At 58.9% G+C, this 16,660-nt stretch carries 2 protein-coding genes; both read right to left on the bottom strand.

Going from position 1 to position 16,660, the window contains the following annotated elements:
- Window positions 1-4 precede the first annotated feature (4 nt).
- On the bottom strand, window positions 5-13,030 hold the full coding sequence (locus ACWNZ1_RS08450) for a LysM peptidoglycan-binding domain-containing protein (RefSeq protein WP_456027555.1): 13,026 nt from the start codon (window positions 13,028-13,030) through the stop codon (window positions 5-7).
- The gene (locus ACWNZ1_RS08445; protein ID WP_456027554.1) at window positions 13,027-16,653 is read right to left on the bottom strand and encodes a hemagglutinin; all 3,627 of its coding nucleotides are present in this window, start codon (window positions 16,651-16,653) and stop codon (window positions 13,027-13,029) included. Before ACWNZ1_RS08445 ends, ACWNZ1_RS08450 begins: the two co-directional genes overlap by 4 nt.
- Window positions 16,654-16,660 lie beyond the last annotated feature (7 nt).

Raw genomic sequence — 16,660 nt, 5'->3', positions numbered from 1 at the left:
CTACTCAGGCAGGGTAGATCTGATTTTGAATATCCAGAATCCCGGTGAGCTTATCGGCGCCATCAACGTAGCTATAGACCAGCACATCGAGTACCCACTGCCCTGGCGCCGCGGCCGTAATACCCATTTGCTCGGCGCTGCTTGTCATGGCTGAAGCCAGTGCTCCCACAAGACCAGAGGCCTTCCAGTCTGTGTCGACGTTGAACTGAACGGTTGGCACCAATATCAAAGGATTACGGAAGGAAAGACTGCCCGGTATTGTCGGATCGGTCTTTCCATCCACCGATTGCCAGTAAGCGGCGCCGATGCGCATTTGGCGCATCGTCCCCGGCAAGGCCTGGGTCTGGGATGCCACCAGCGTCTCGAAGAAATTACTGAGTGCGCCAGTCAAGTCTGGCCCCGTCATGGGTACGGTTTCGGTATGACTGAGCAACGGAGTGATCCGTGTTGGGAACTTCACCACCGGTGTCTTGTAGATGAACAGTGGGTTTATCTGGGCGCCGGCAATCAAGTTGGCGTTGCGCGAGATTGACGTTCCGCCGCTGGCGTTCTGCAGCAACAGCAGATTGAGCCGGTAGAAGTCGTAATCGAGTTCCAACTGGTCTGAAATCAGCGCCTGCTCTTTTTCCAGCGCAAATGCCAAGCGGGTCCCTGCCTGAGAGGCACTCAGCCAGGCCCCCTGCCCTTCAACCCCATTGCCGGGAGGCACATACTTCAGGCCCGGCCACAGTATCTGGCGATAGACCTTGATCACCGCTGATGCCTCCGTACCCGACAACGTCAGTCTGTAGGTTTGCGGTGCAGTAAAGACTTGAGGATTGTTTTGCCCATCTATTATTTTTTGCGTGCCCGCCGGATCGACAACCAGCCAGTCAGTGTTACCGCTCCCGACGACCGCAGGCTTGATCGTCTGCTCGCCACTGAGTTTGAAGCCATATCCATCGAACTCGGTCGCCAGCGCGGCCGGAACAACCCCATTGTTTAGGTCGACCGTATAGCTTGCATCGGTCACGAAAAGGAAATCGTCAGGGTCTACCGAAAAATCCGTCATCTGCCCGATGCGATCCAGCGTGACGCCGCTGATATGGGCCGGCACCCCGCGGACCAACGTCGACATCAGATAACTGAAAGTCTTTTCAGGCAGGCCTGCGAACAGCTTCATGGCATGCACGCCGCTCCACGCATTCTGGAGCCTGCCCGCCAGGTCTGCGAGCGCGGCTACCGCGTTGGCAGCGGCCGGGCTCGCAGTATCGGCCAAAGTATCCGGCAGTTGCGCAAGGTCAGCCGATATCGCGGGCCAGACCGCCGAAAAAGCCGCCAACACCTCAATGACACTCTCGTACTTAGGCGCGCTCGCATAGTCCAGCGCATCCGCGCTGTCATCGCTGGTCTGATTGAAACGAACTTCCAGCGTCATCTGATCTTGGGCCGCGTACTGCCGCTTCGTGGTGAAGCCGTAGTCCCACTGGGCCAGCACTTTAGCCGGCTCCGGCGTATCGGTTGCGTTGCTCGCAGATTGATCCGAGATGATCGCGGGGCCCGGGTAACCGCGTAAGGGGACCGGGACCTGGATCTGGCCGACATATCCATCAGTGTCGGCGCCGTTGACGATGGGAACGATGAAGTTAAGCCAGGACGAGCTCTTGTACCCCTGGATACCATCCACCGAATGAAGATCGAACTCCAGCTGGCTGACCTGATAGTCGAGATTGAGCACGACCGACTTCTGAATGGCCGGGTCCTTGACCCCGAACAGGGTGGTAATTCGTGAACCGTTGGTGGAAAGCGCACCCTTTGCAGTGGCAATGCTCATTTGTGGGACGTTCTGAATACCACGCGCAGGCGCCGAGCTGTTCAACGTGTAGCTGCCAGGCAGTGTTCCTGCATCAATATCCGCCAGGTTGTCCGAGAACTGATCTTGACCACCGAAATGGGTGGCGATCGCTTCCAGCGTATCTGTAGCGCTCGGCGTGAACGCGTTGCCGTCGATGGTGACCGTACTGCCCACGGCGAAGAAGCCCGTGCGCTCTGAGTTGGCGTTGACCACATCCGCTATCTCGACGTTCATCCATGCCGCCACGTCCGTGATCGTCGCGAGCGAGGCAGGCACCACATAGGACGTCACGTTGATCGCCGTGGACCCCAGGAACAGCGGCTCATCGGTGGCGGCCAGCGTCAACCCGAGAGGTAGATCCCCGGGCTGCTTGACCTTGAAGAACTCGGCAATCGTGCTGAGCGTATCGGAGCCCGTGGTCGTGTAGGTATCAGGGACACCGGCATAGCTCACAGTCAGCCCCGGGCGAATGATGTTCGGGACATAAAAAATGGTCTCCACGAGGAAGCTCTGGGAAACCTGGGCCCGGGCCGCCAGCGGTGCGAACGGTTGGTTCGGATCGGCGACCTCAGCCGTATCATCCGGCGTACGGATGACCCCGGCCACCAGGTTGCCGGAGAGCTGTGGCGCCGTGGTTGGGTCATTGCCAGCCCCGCGGCCCTGAACATCGAGATCGATTTGGACCAACGTCTGCACTGAGTAGGCAGAGCTCAAGGTCGTCAGCAACTGTTGCTTGAGCGTGGCCTGAGCCTCATCAAGCCCCATGCTGTCGGTCCCGAGAATCGGCGCGACGATCCCGGACATGCCGGTCGCGATCCCACCTTTAGCGGCAATCACGTCGGCAATATTGGCGGCGACTTTACTGTCCGAGGACCCCGACACGGCATATGACGGCGACAGCAACAAGTCGATGGCGGCCAGGAACTGCTGGTTCCATTGGTCTGGATCCGCAGCGCGGAAAGCCTGCTGCTTACCGCTCCAGACCAAGCCCTTGTCGCTGGAATAGGTTGGGACTTCAACGGTGTTGTTCCAGGCAACGGTCGAGAGAGGCGTTACGCCGAAGTAGCGGACCCCGGATTTGTTGACCTCGTAGGTGATGCCCACGCCGGACTCTGAGAAATTGACCACCCACAGCGTCTTTCCACCTGTCGACGATGCCGGGTTGGCAGTGGCTGCCAGCTTCAACGAGGGTTTCTTGATCTGCGGGGTGCCCTGGGTCTGTGTCGATGCGGGGCCGGTTGCGATTTTCAGCCCCGGGAAAGCCGTCTCGAAATCAATCGCGAACTGTTGGAGCGATCCCTGGTCGACAGCCGTCAAGCCGGCAAATGGCTGGGCCGGTATATCGGTCCGCGCTGAAACGACATGGGGCGCCCCTGCGAAGGCCGGAGCCAGCAGGGACGGATCGCGGCTCATCGTCAGGGTCACGCCGAGACTTAAGATTGCCTTGGTTTTAGCCGGGGTAACCGCCGCCAGCACGGAACCGGTCAGCGGCGGCGCCAGCAGCGTACGGGCGCTGACCGCAACACCGGACGCCGCCGCGGCAACATCGGCCACACTGATCTGTGTGAGGTTCTGCGCCAATCGGTCGGCGTTGATACGCGCCGTCAGCAAGCCAAAGGTGTCGTTGGCATACGTCTGGTATTGGGTGCCATCAATGGTAATCGTCATGTTGGCGGGCAGAAAACCTGGCAACGAAGCACAAGCCGAAGCAAGGCTGCCGTCATCCAGGTTGTAGCGGGACGCCACGTCATGGAGGGTGTCGCCGCTGAGCGAGGTCATCGCTGGAGCGACAATGGCGGCCCCTGCCGCGATGATCCCGGCGAGCCCGGTTATCTGGGCCATGAAATCGCTGACGCTGAGACCGAATGCCAGCGCCAGCGTGTTGATCGTCGATGTCACGGTCGGCGTTATCGTCCGACCATTGAGATTGATCGCCACCGAAGCGAACAGGCCCGGTACGTCACCATTGTATTGAGTGAGCCCATCCAGGCTCCATCCCGGATATTTGGCGATAATGTCCGAAAGCGTCTCGGCACCCGTTGCGCCATAGATGCTGGCGCTAATACCGATGTTGTTCGCCAGGTACGGAATGGCAAGCAGAGCCGAGTCCAGGAATGGCACCGAGCGGTTCTGATCAAGTACCGAGCCCACGTCGCTGGCATGCGCACCGGCGATATCCGCCAGCGTCTCGCCCTCTGCAATGGAAACAGGCACCGTCTCAATGAACAGAGCGGTATTGACCTCCCAGATGCCGGGCACTTGAGCATTGCCTGCAAGGAACTGGGCTTCAGGCGAACCCGTTGCGCCGGGCGGAGCGCCGAAATCGCTGGCCAGTGACGTCAAGGTGTCGTTGGAGTTGGACAGTACGCTTGAGATTGTGAGCTTCGTGCCCACTGGCCAGATGTCGTCCAGGAACTCATTGGCCCCGGCGACTTCAAGCACTGTGACGACAGCCTCCTGATCACCGCTGTTCTTGCGCACTTGCTCGGTGAAGCTGGCCGCAGCGTCTTCCAGCGTCACGCTGGCCGTTGTCTGGTAGCTGTACTGCCCCGTTGTGTCGGAATAGGTCAGCGTCAGGTTTGCGCTGAGCGGCGCCGTCGAGTTCGGCGTCACCAACCCCGGAACACTGCCAGGGCCATCAACCACCAGTGTGCCGACCTGAAGCCCGATCGCACTGAGGGACAGCCCGGCCGAGCCAACCGTCGCAGAGCGTACGGCTGTGTGAACCATTACATCCTGGGCCACTTTTACTGCGGCGTTGTTGTCTGCCAGCGTGGCCAGGTCGATGGCGCCGTCCAGGCGAGTGACGATGGCTTGGGGCGTATCGCCCGACAGCACCAGATAGTTGCTCGGAACAGCGAGCTGAGTGCCCTGCCCCCACAGCAGATCGGCCCGGGCAGCAGCGTTGTATTGTCCCAGATTGGCGGCCGTCACCGCATAGCCTGTGGAGCTCTGCGACAACGTAAGGTTTAACAACGACCCGATGTTCTTGTAGCCATTGGCCCCCAGCGTCACCGGATCAACGACCAGGCCCTGCGCGCCGGTCAAGAAGACATAGGCGGAGTTCGCCAGGCCGAGGAGACGAACGCGAGCCGTTTCGCCAACGTTTTGCGCATCCGCGACAGTGCCTAGGGTCGTGCTCAGCCAACCGGTCACATCGGGCTGTTGCAGTTGGTAAGAAACGGTTTGATAGGTTGCCAGGGCCCCGCTGGCGCGTATGGCCGCTGCTGTTGACAGCTCGGCACTTGGCGCGCCCCCCAGCATCTGCAGCGGAGAGTTGTCCGGCAGGAACTGAGTCGGCGAAATCGAAACGGTGACCGACAGATTGTTGTCCCCCGATGCCGGAGAAGAGAAACGATAAGCCGTCGTCGCCGAGGGCCATGCCCCGACTGAAACCATCGAATCGGTGTAGCCCAGCGGCTGATCGATGGGGCTTAGAACCGAGCCGTTGGTGCGGTTGCCGAGTACATCCTGGAACGCAAGCGCGACCTCGGACATTGCATTGGGGCTGATGCCTGCATAGGGGTTCAACGCGGGTGGCGGCAACGGAGCGCTTTCGATCGCATGGTTGACCTTCGCAAAGGCAAGCACCGACATGACCTGCTGGTAGTCCCAGGGGGCATCATCGTTCTCAGTCGTGGGGCCGGCGGGCAGCCCCTCATTGCTGGCCTTGAGGGCAGCCGTTTCTGTGATCTGGAAGCCGAGCAGGTTGAAGAGCGTGTTCAGCGCTTGCTGATCGGTTTCCTCTGCTGTATCGACGGGCTGTGGGTTCGCCCGGGTGACGTCGAAACCGACGTGCCCTTGCGGCAAGGTGGCGGTGAGGTTGAGTGTGCCGCCCCCTACGATGATGGATTGGCCCTCCGCCAGGATCTGCGCGTCCTGGTTTGTATCGGCAATCAGTGACAGATCGATCGCCTGGGCAGACGCGATGCTGCCAAAGGTGTCGCCGGCCTGGATGATGTAGTCAGCCTTAGTTGGGATTGTGAGTGTCGCCCCGACCAAGAGCAGGTTAACCGTGTTGAGATTGAGAGCGGCCAGCGCCTCCGGATCGAGGAAGTCATATTCCTGCGAGATGGATGCCAGCGTATCGCCGGGCGCGACGACCTGGACCGGGTTCCCGGAGAACTGAAGATCATTGCCCGGCTGGAGCCAACCAGTCACCTGGGCTTTCTCGGCTGCAATCGCGGCTACCGTCACGCCGGCGCGCTGCGCCAGGCTGAGGAAACTGTCAGTGGCCAGCGCTGCGACCTGGCCGGACGCTCCCGTTACGGTGGTGCCCGGCACCATGGTTCCGACAACGGTCTGGTTCAGCTCCGCCAGCGAGACGGCATCAAGACTGACATAAGAGGCATAGAGCTGCGCCACACTGGCAAGCGTGTCTGAGCTCGTGACCTCGTGGGTCAGCGCCTCGAAAAAGATGTTGTGAGTACCGGCATCTACGTTGTCACCGATCAGCGCCACGTTGTTGAAGGCGTACGCTACCGGGCTACCCGCCACCTGATTGTCGGCGACCACGATGATCTGAATGGTCGCCTGGGTTCCGCCGGTGAAAAGGGTTTGAGGCAGACCCAGCGTTCCGTCGCTCGTCACATAGCGCAAATAGTAACCACCGGATTTGACCACACTGCATTCCCACAGCAATTGCAGGAAGTTGAGCGAATTGGCGGGTTCGAGATCGGCCAGCGGCGTCTCCAACAGGCCGGTGTTGAGCATGCGAATCGGCGTTTTACGCAGCGTCAGTTGTGGTGCGCCATGGCTTTCTGTGCTGAGGTTCGTCTTCAGGATGAAGCTGTCGGTGCGGCTCAGCGTGTCAGAGACCAAAACACCGGTCGTGCTGGACGAGCTCTGATCCGGATAAGCGATATAGAGGGTCGCGGTCTCGCTGTTGGTGGTAAGGAACTCCCACAGTGCCAACAGCCGCTGCATCCCCGCCTGATCCGCTCCGGCGACCATATAGGTGCCATCGGGCGCGTCAGGGATCGTCTGGATATCGATGCTGATCGAGGTCGCATAGCACGTGTTTTCGAGGGCAACGCTCTCGATGCTGCCATCGGACATCGTGGTGCCGGATTTTGGCTGGTACAGCAGCGTGCCGGTCGGACTGGCGGCAAGCGCCGATATCATGGCATCGGGCAGCGTCCACATCGACGGCTGCACCACTTTCTGGCCACTGGGGACGATGGCCGCCGGCACTTGCGGGGTCACCCAGCGATTGATCGTGCCCACCGACTGGCAATCGGCCGTGTAGCTAAACTGCGGCAATGCAATGGCTTGGGAGACGCTGGGCTGGAAAGTAAGCGTCTTGAAGCTATTGATCTGGTCGACTTCTGGCTGGACCAGCGGCATGACGGCAGCGCTGGGGTCAACGGACACCCACGACGCACCTGAGCTGCCGATGTTGATGTCGTATCCAATGGCAACCGCGCCCAGCGGGTACTCCTGACCGATAAGGGCATAGAGCGGGTATGCCACCGTTGCCGATGGGGCTGGCTGCCCAGCGAACTGCGGCGCCGGGGCTCGCAGGCCGCTCATCATGAAACGGCTGGTCATGTTCAGCGCATCGGTGAACATCCCCATGGACGCCAGGTTATTGGTGAGCACCGACAAGCGCATGCCAGGGATAGCAACAACAGACAGGGTCAGCACCTTCGACGTGGCATCGACCATAAAGAGGCCCGTGACCAAGGCGATACGATCCGTCAGCTGTTCGAGGGAAAGGTCGTAGGCCGCGCCAATGCCGCCCAGGGTGTCGGCGGCCGCTATCGAATGGCTCACATTCGGCGCTGTCAGCGACGCCCGGGCGGCCAGAAGCGATGCCATCCCTGAGGCCGTGCTGTCTGCGATCAACTTCGCAGAGACTTTATACTGGCGCTGGATGTTCCCGAAGCTGCTGGCATACGGAATGTTGATGAGCTGGCCGACAGCCAGCGGGGCCGTTGCGACCAGGGTGCCATTCCACTGCTGCAAACTCTGGATCGCCGCCGCCTGGGTTTGGTCATCGGCTGCGAAGAACGCTGCGGCGATGGAGGTCAGTGTATCGCCCGTCGTGGCCGCGTAGGGCAGGATGAAGCTGCTGCTGGTTGGAACCGAGACGGCCGGCAAGTTGACGGTTTGGCCGACATCAAGACCGATTGCGGCGTTGTTGCTGAGCAGTTGGGAGAGTGTGAGGCCTGGATACGCCGCGGCCACCTTGGCGAAGGTGTCCCCATTCTGAACCGTGTAGATCGTGTTATTCGTGGTGGTCTGCGGGATCGAGAGCGTCTGACCGCCGGTAAAGGTCAGGTTCGGATTGGCCGTGGTCAGAGTCGTCGGATCGAAATCAGCGATACGGTCGTACCAGTAAGCGATGATTGAGTTGTAGGTGTCCCCTGCCCGGGTCACCGTGGTCAGATCGCCGAGCACAATTGACTGGCCCGGGTTTATCACGGTCAGGCTCTCGGCGTTTGTCGTCACCAATTGCTCGGCGGTGACGCCGAACTGGGCCGCCAACGAGGTGATGCTGTCGGTTGATTTGGCCGTAAAGGTGATGTCACCGAGAACAAGCGTAACCGCGGTATTGAGGACGTTCTGTGCGGACTGATTACTGGCGGCGACCATATAAGGAGTCACCTGCAGAGGTATCAACAACTCCGTCCCGGCCGGCAGCGGATTAAAGTCGACGCCTGGGTTGGCTGCTTTGAGCGTGCCCGGGTCGATGCCGAAATCTGCGGCGACCGATGCCCCGCTTTCACCGGCAATGACGGTGTGCAGGATGCGCATCGCCGGGATCGTGAGCGCGGCCCCCGCCGGTAGGTTGTCGAAGTCCACGCTGGGATTGGCGGCCTGTAGATCGGCCGGAGAGACGCCGAAACATGCACTGAGCCCGGCCAGGGTATCGCCGCTCTGGCTGGTGTACGTGACCGTAGTCGTGGGGATGAAAATCGTCTGGCCGACAGTCGGGTCAACGCTCTGGTAGTTCGGATTGATCGCCCTGAGATCCGCTTCGCTCACGCCGAATAAGTGGGCAATCGAGGCAAGTGTATCGCCAGTACGTACCGTGTAGTTATTGGTAAAGCTGTTGGCGATCGAGGTCAGCGAAGCCGCTGCGGTCTGGCCTTCGTCAAGTTGCAGGTCGAGATCGGCCAGCAGGCTCTTGGCCTGTTGCATCAGCCCCTTGGTCAGCATCTGAAAGTAGTAGCGGAATATGAGGGTTGCCATGGATTCCGGCGTTTCCATCAACTCCTCGGCCTGCAGGGTTGAGCCCGTATTACGGGCGGCGAACTGGGCGGCCAGGTCGGCAAAGTACTGTTGGATCGTCTGTTCGTAGTCGCCTTCCGGCACGCGGTCAGACAAGAAGTTTATGGAAAAATCAGGCGTAGACATCGTCAGTTCGGGAATCATGGCCATCAAGGCCATGGGGATCTCTGTGCCGGGATCCGTTGTCGGCCGGGCCGCGACCGCAAACTGGATGTTGTTGCTGGTGAACAACGTCTCCAATGCGCTGTAGGTGAAGATCGTGGACGCCACATCGCTCAAGGACAACGCGTCAAGAATTTCATCGATCAACGCAGCCGAAAGCGTTTCCTGAGTGTGACCGATAGCATCGGTGATCCAGTCGGTGACAAATGTCAGGAACTGGTTGGTACCAGCGGCGGGATCCGTCGACGTCTCCATGCCCAGCAGCAGGGCAAGTACCGGGTTCATGCTGGTACCAGGAAAGCTCGGGGCACCCGGGAAACTGAAGTCGCTGGGCAACGCCTGGGAGATCAATGGAATCGCCGTCAGGTTGACCGTAGTCGTCGCAGCCAGGTTGAGTGCGGACCGGCGCAGCAGCACACCACGCTTTTGCAGGCTGCGAGCGGCTCGGCTGCGCAGCTTTGCGTAGGGCCGCTGGCGCAGCACCGGGGCCTGGGTCCGGTAAGACCCCCGCAGGATGCTCTGAGGGTTTGAATTCGAGGCAATGAGCCAGGGGGTGGTGGAGTCTGAGCCTATGGTGAAGCTCTCGGTGATGGTTGCCGAGAAGGAGAAACGAATGCGGATGAAGACGATCTTGATCGAGACACTGACGCGCACCCCTGCACTGATCTCAAGCAGGATGGCCTTGTAGCTCTGCATGTCCAGAGAAACCGAGGCATAGACTGTGAGATTGACGCTGGCCTGGATGATTCCGAAGTCGACGGTCGCGTAGACAATACCGACCACCGCCACGGTCCCGCGTAGATGCAGGTAACGTTCCGGCGACAGGTTGGCCGAAGTGGGATTGAACCAGGCAAGTACCCCCTGAACCTGTCCACCGACAGTGATGCTTATACCTCCGGACAGGATGCCCAGTGAGATGGTTTTTCCGACGCCGACCTGGAGTGCCAGACCGAACTCGAGAACAGGAGAGAAATTGCCGTTAGAGATGACGGGGACATTGGTCGAGGTCGTCCCGTTGAGAACCGCAAAGTAAAAGCCGCCATAGCCAATGAACGGGAAAACCTGGACCGAACCGGATCTGGAAAAGTCAGTAAGACTTGGCGGAAAGCCGACGTCCACACGGAAGTTGCCGTTGGTATAGATGTCCAGCGTGATGATTGGCAATGTGATCGACACTTCGCCCAACTCGATGTGTCGCATGGCATCGGGCAGCGTCAACTCGATATGGTAGACACCGATGGTGTCGCTGATCTTGCGGTACAGAATTTCGAAGCGAAGGCCCGCCAAAGAGCCTGCCCGGCTGCCGGAAAGCTGGATCAGCAGGCCGTAGAGATTGGGGTCGTTGAAGACGACGCTGAGCTGTACCGTGGACATCGCGGTGAAACGGGTTCCGATCAGCCAGTTAGAGCCCGCGTCATAGGAAAGCCCCGGTAACTGTGTGGCCGGATTCTGCTGTGGGTTGCCCGTTGGTACCAGCGCTTTTTCAAGGGCCTTGATGACACCATCCATCGTCGCCGGTGGTGTCTCTCGCAGGGCCATGCGCTGACCCAGGCCAAGGTATTCAAGATCGAAACTTTGGGTGCCGGAGCCAGGCACAACGGGCGGTGCCTGGTTCAGCGGATCCCAACTGAGTGGCGCGGCGCCGTTCTGGCCGTAATCCTGCCCCAGGAAATTCCCGCTGAGCTGGAGGTCGAACTTCGATTTGCCGTACTGCTTGCTGTACTTCAGGACAAATTTAGTGAGTTTCATGAAGCCCAGATCGACGCCCAGATCCATGTCGACTTCAATGTTCTTGGTCTGGAGATAGACTTTGACTGTCAGGTTCGGTAAGCCAATTTTTTCCAGCACGTCCCAAGGCGAAGAGAGCGAGATGTTCCGACCCGGGTCGGCGAACTCCAGCAGGAAACTGAACAGGTCGCCGACGGTGCTGTTGTTCAGACTCACCGCCACATAGGTATTGGCGGCTACCTGGTTGTCTTTGTGATAGGTGACCGACAGGCTCTTATAACTGAAGATAATGTCGCTGGTGGTCGGATCAAAGAGGTAGGCCACGCCCAGGATCATGCCATTGATGTCGACGGTGCCCCGAACATAACCGGAATACTGGGCCGGAGCAGTGGAACTCATGCGGCTGGATCGCAGCATGAATTCAGCCGCGATCGATATCGGCAAAATGTCCAGTTTCCACATGACCTGGACGTTGACCATGTAGGTATTGTTGCTGGTGTCGAACTGGCACTGAAGGTAGTTGATGGTGATGTCCGGTACGGCGTCAGCGATCCAGGGCAGGAGCTGACGCGCGATATCGGCGATCTTCATCGGTGTGTTCGGCGACATCGTACCGGTTAACACCCACCCCGCTGAACCGGAGCTGTTATAAGCCGTCGCGTAAAACTCAGAGCCTAGAAACACAAATGAAGTCGAGAGTTGAGCCGTTGTGATCGCTGCCGATTTATTGATAGTCAGGCCGAGACTGTCGATCTCGATGAGTTTAATTCCGCTACCGAGATTGATTGACCAGTCACCTTGGGTAAAGAGTGCTTGGCCAGTAAAGGAATAGTATCCGTTGTTGACATCTACGGTGGCGCTCAGCGTGTCGAACACACAGCCGCTTTGTGGGATGCCCGTTATATCGACAACGGAAAGCAGGTCAGAAACGTCGATAGCGTTGTTGTTGTAGAACCGACCGATCAGTGAGGGAACAGAGACGCCTGCATAGAAGCTGAGGGTCTGGTTACCGAAGAAATGAAAATTGCCCCCGACACTGATACTCAAGCTCAACACATTGCTGAGCACCATAGAGAACGAGAACTCGATGCTATCCAGGTTCGCCGCATTAAGGGGCAGTAGCGAGACCGACGTGTCTTCGACCACTTTTGTAGTCATCACGGACGATGTGGCGCCGCCATAGGCCAGCGACAACGCTATACGGGTAACGTTGAGGGCACTTCCAAGGGGAAAACGCGGTGGGACATAAGCGGCAAGCTGCGTACCGACGAACAGCGCAGCGAGGCTCGAAAGGTCCGGGATATTGAGCTTCCAGCCATCTGCGGTGCTGAAAACCGGGCCGGTCCCCTCATTGACAGGCAAGACGCTCGACATCGGGACGGCACTGACTGCCAATTGTCCGGCGGGGATCTCACCGACCAATTGACCCGCGCCACCGGAAGACGAACTCGTCAGCGAGAGTTGTGCCTTGAAGGTGAGCAACCCGGCCTGTGGCGCGGTGATAGCTAGCTTGTTTGAGAGCGAGAAAACAGGGCATGTGGTGCTGGGGTTAGCCCAGCTTGTGATTGCACCGGCCACCGGTGAAATGGAACCGCTCCAGAGCTTGGCATAGGTCTTGGGAGGAACGGGCACACCTGAAAAGGTCAGCGTACTGCCCGATGCTGCTGACGCCGCAGTCAGGCTGGCCCCCGTGAAATCATATTGACCTGGAACGTCGTTGGCGATCTTGGCAAACGCGATACCCAGCACCTGCCCGTCACCCAAAGTGACCGCGAGAGACAGTTCGGCCACTCCATCGCTATCGACACTGAACACGGCGGTGGCAGCCGGCTTTGTGAAGCCCATGAAGGTGCCGGTCAACGTGCCGACGAGTGTGATGACCGTGCCCGGCGGCGTTGCGCTTGTGAGCGCCATTTCGAGGCTGGCGCTTGGAAACAGCGTGGCATCACTGAGCAGCGCGGTAAGAGGTGCCGATCCCAGTTGATTGTCGGCCGGCAGGGCCAGGTTCGTGTTCGAAGCGTTCAGATAGTCATTGGTGTGGAGGCTGGTCCAAAGATCCTGGATGTTCATTTCTTGGCTCCCTGCCTTCTGGTCTCGTGTTGCGGCGCAATCAGCACCGTATTTCCGTGTGCGGTGGCCTTGAGGCGGCTGACAGCATTTTTACCTGTACCCGTGTTACCGCCCGCGCCGTTTTTCAGATACGAGGCGTACCAGCCCAGCGCGCCGCTGGTTTGGGCGTCCGGATTGCCGAACATCAGCATGTTGATCTGCCCGTTCGGCGGGAAACTGAGGCTCAAGAACTTCAACGCGATGTCTTTGAGCTGAAGAATGTAGGTCGGTGGCTGAACCAGGAACGAAACATCGCCGAACGCCAGCTTGAGCACGCCTTGCAGCGAGATCGCGCGATCACCTCCGCTGACGCCTGGCATGCTGAGGCCTACATAGTTGGTTACACCGTTCATATTGGGCGCCCATCCCAACATCAGCGATGCGGTAAAGCCCGCCTGCGCAGCGAGAGCGCCCAGAGACCCGAGATCGAGTTCGAATTCCAGGCCGAACCATGGTGCTGTGAGCATGCTTCCCTGAATCGGAGAATCTACAGGCATGAAGCCCATCGAGTCCGGGGTTGTCTGCCCTGTGCCCTGCACCAAGCCCGTTAGCTTCATCGGGAAGTGGGCGGCCAGACTGAGTACTCGGACCTGGCTGGCGCCCTGGTCGAGCAAAATCTTTGTGGCATCAAACACAAACGTCCGATAAGTGGGCGATGCTTGATCGAAGGTCATGTCGATCGACAACGCCGAATAGGCCAGGCCGCTCCCTATTCCGCCGATATCGATGACAGCTTGCTCGGGACCATAGGAAAAAAGATCGAACCCGGTCTGCGGCAGGAACGAAACCGAACCGCTCAGTTGGAAAAGCGAATTAACCGTGGTGTCGCCTGGATCGTCCTCACCGCTGGTAACCGTGATGAAGGACGCGGTCTGAATGTTGACCATGTAGAGCGTACTGCTCGACATGCTGTAGGACGTGGGGCCATTGCTGGTAAAGGAGTAGGCCCCTACCCCACCGCTCTTCTGATAAGTGCCGTAGAGCACCAGATTGTTGTCGGACGCGTTCTCCTGCGTTGATTGTTCGCCGAACAATTCATTAATCATCAGTTCGATCGAACTGGAAAAGGAAATGATTTCTGAGTTGGCGATCCCGACCTTCAGTGACAGCACCTTGTAGTCATATGGCTGAGTGCTGGTCAAAGGTTCAAGCGAGTTATAGTCGATAAGGCCGAACGCCGAGCTCGCTGTCGTCACGTACTCGGCGGCACCGGTGACGACCGGGGTGACGGTGATGCCTAAATGGTGGGCCTGGAACTTCGACGCGTCGATACCGGCGGCAAGTCCCTCCAACTGCGGCGGCAGTCCGGAAAGGGGGACTTCCCCATTCAACACAAGTATGCCGTTCCAGTTGGCGCTCAGCATCACAGTATTGACGAAGTAGCTGAGGTCGGTATCGCCTGCTTTCAGCCGGCTTGTTGCGTCATCGAAAATGTCGGAGATGATCTTTTGAGTCGCAGCCGTTGAAGTATTGAAGGCGTCGCCCTCAGTCCATTGAGCGGTGTCTGCGACGATCTGTACCAACTGCTTATTGCAGAATTTAAAAATGACGATTGAGTTGTGATCCGCCCAGCGCCATGGGGACAAGTCAAACTCCCAATCAGCGACGAAGAGACTGAAGTCGCCGGTATAAGAACGGATTGTCTGGGCCCAGGTATCGTACTGAGTTGTCGTCAGGACACTCTGCAGCGAAATGTTCAGCGCGGCTTCATCTGGCCACATACCAGAACCGGGGCTGACGCCAACAACCAAGGGGGCGATCGCCGTCGTTACACTCGCATCCGTGATGACATTTTTCAGGGTCAGGTAGCGTTCCTGCGTCAGTACATATGGGAAGCTGCCACAGGCCGCAAAGCGATCGCCAGAGGACATGATCAGCGCCAACTGGTTTGTTTGTAGCGCGTCCTTCAATGTGCCATCGACAGCGCTGAGAACGACTGTGTCGCTGCGATACATCGGCACGACTGAAGGAGAGTTACCCAGGGTCAGGTGAGCCCAGCCCAATTCGTTTCCGGCCTGGTTGAACTCAAGCAGCAGACCTTGGGGGGTTGTGCCGAACGGCGGTGAGGGCAGCGTTGCGGCGGATGCAGTGAGACGACTCGCGCTGAGATTGACCGCCTGCTGGATCAGCGCCTTGCGCTTGGGGGCCCAGGCCTGCATTTCGAACTGCGAGATGTCATCGGTGGTCAGGCCGACGCCGACCGTCACACCGGCGTAAGGCAATAACGGATAGCCATCCAGCCCATCTCCAAACGCATCTGAGCGCAGCGCTGAAGGTGGGAGTACTCCGAGTTCCACCGGCAGATAGTTCAAGAACGGAGAGGACGCGTCCCCCGGCCCATTGTGCAGGACCGAACTGTCGGGTTGCGCGAAATAGGCCGAGCCATCGTTTACGGACAGGTAGGCCCATGAAGTCCGGCCTGCGCCAGTGAGCGGCCCATAGACGCGCTTCGTGTCACTGGCTCCGGTGCCGGTGGCGGCTCTGAGCGTCGCAGAAAACGCCGGTTGATCCGGAACGAAACTCAGCGTCGCTGACGCATTGATACCAAGATACTCCACCGCTGATAAGCCACACATCAGCGTTGAACTGAGATCGGGGGCGGAACCGGGCAGCGACGTCTTCCTGGTCCCGGGCAGCGATACTGTAAAATCCCCGCAGGGCGTCATGGCAACAGTCTTGTTGCCTGGCAGAACGACAGGGTTGCCGCTGGCGTCAACGGCAAGAAGCCGCTCAGTGAATACCAGCGAGGCATTGGCTGCGGGTGCAAGATTGACCGTTTCGCCAACGGCTGTACGGTAGGTTGAGGCCAGTGGCGACTGATTGGCGATAAACCCTGCGAAACTACGCAGATGGTCAAGCGGAGCCAAGGGGTCGAGCGTCATGTCCAGCGAAAGGCCAGAAGTGCCGAAAACCAGAAACCGGTGGCTCGCGCTCTGAGCGTAACCGCCGCCAACCGGCGCGGTGTAGGAACGCAGACCGACATCCAACTGTTCGGCTGCGGCCTCTGTGACGGACACCGAGAACTGGAAACAACCAGAGATGGTATTGGGACCAAGCACATTGATAGCGCCGCCACTCAGCCAGGGCAGTTGATAAGGCTGGCGAGAGCCGAACGGCGTTACTGACCAGCTATTGCCGTTTCCGGAGATGGACAAGCTCAATCCATCTTCGGAAACGGCAAGAATGGAACCACTGTCGATATTGATGGATAAATTGGCACCCTGGATCAGCGCCGACCGGATTACGACAGCCTGCGCGTTGGAGCGGGTCGCATAGACAACCGTTCCACTTAACCCGGCCGCAGGATTTTCAATGTCTTGAAACCACGCGGCGAACGCGCCCGCTCTGGCGCTGTTGGCGAAATAGACTTGAGCGGCTGAAACAAAATTGTCTATTTGAGCCGGTATCAGTCCAGGCACAACGACGAACCAGCCCCCTGAAGAGATGGCATCGGACAAGCTCAAAGTTTGAGGCCCCGTCACACCCGCCGGCAGCAGGTATGCCATCCGCACGCTATCACCCGGCGATAAGGTGTCTGGCACATATAAGCTGGTCTGCGACGGATATTGACAAAGGGCTGACATTGTCTTG

This window comes from Pseudomonas sp. CFBP 5748, from assembly GCF_053850495.1.
The sequence above is the reverse complement of the archived record's forward strand: the minus strand, read 5'-3'. Positions and strand labels throughout refer to the sequence as shown.

What these genes read in the sequence shown, in the direction of transcription:
- ACWNZ1_RS08450 (WP_456027555.1), bottom strand. Translation starts at nt 13,030, where the DNA reads ATGAACATCCAGGATCTTTGGACCAGCCTCCACACCAATGACTATCTG.
- ACWNZ1_RS08445 (WP_456027554.1), bottom strand. Translation starts at nt 16,653, where the DNA reads ATGTCAGCCCTTTGTCAATATCCGTCGCAGACCAGCTTATATGTGCCA.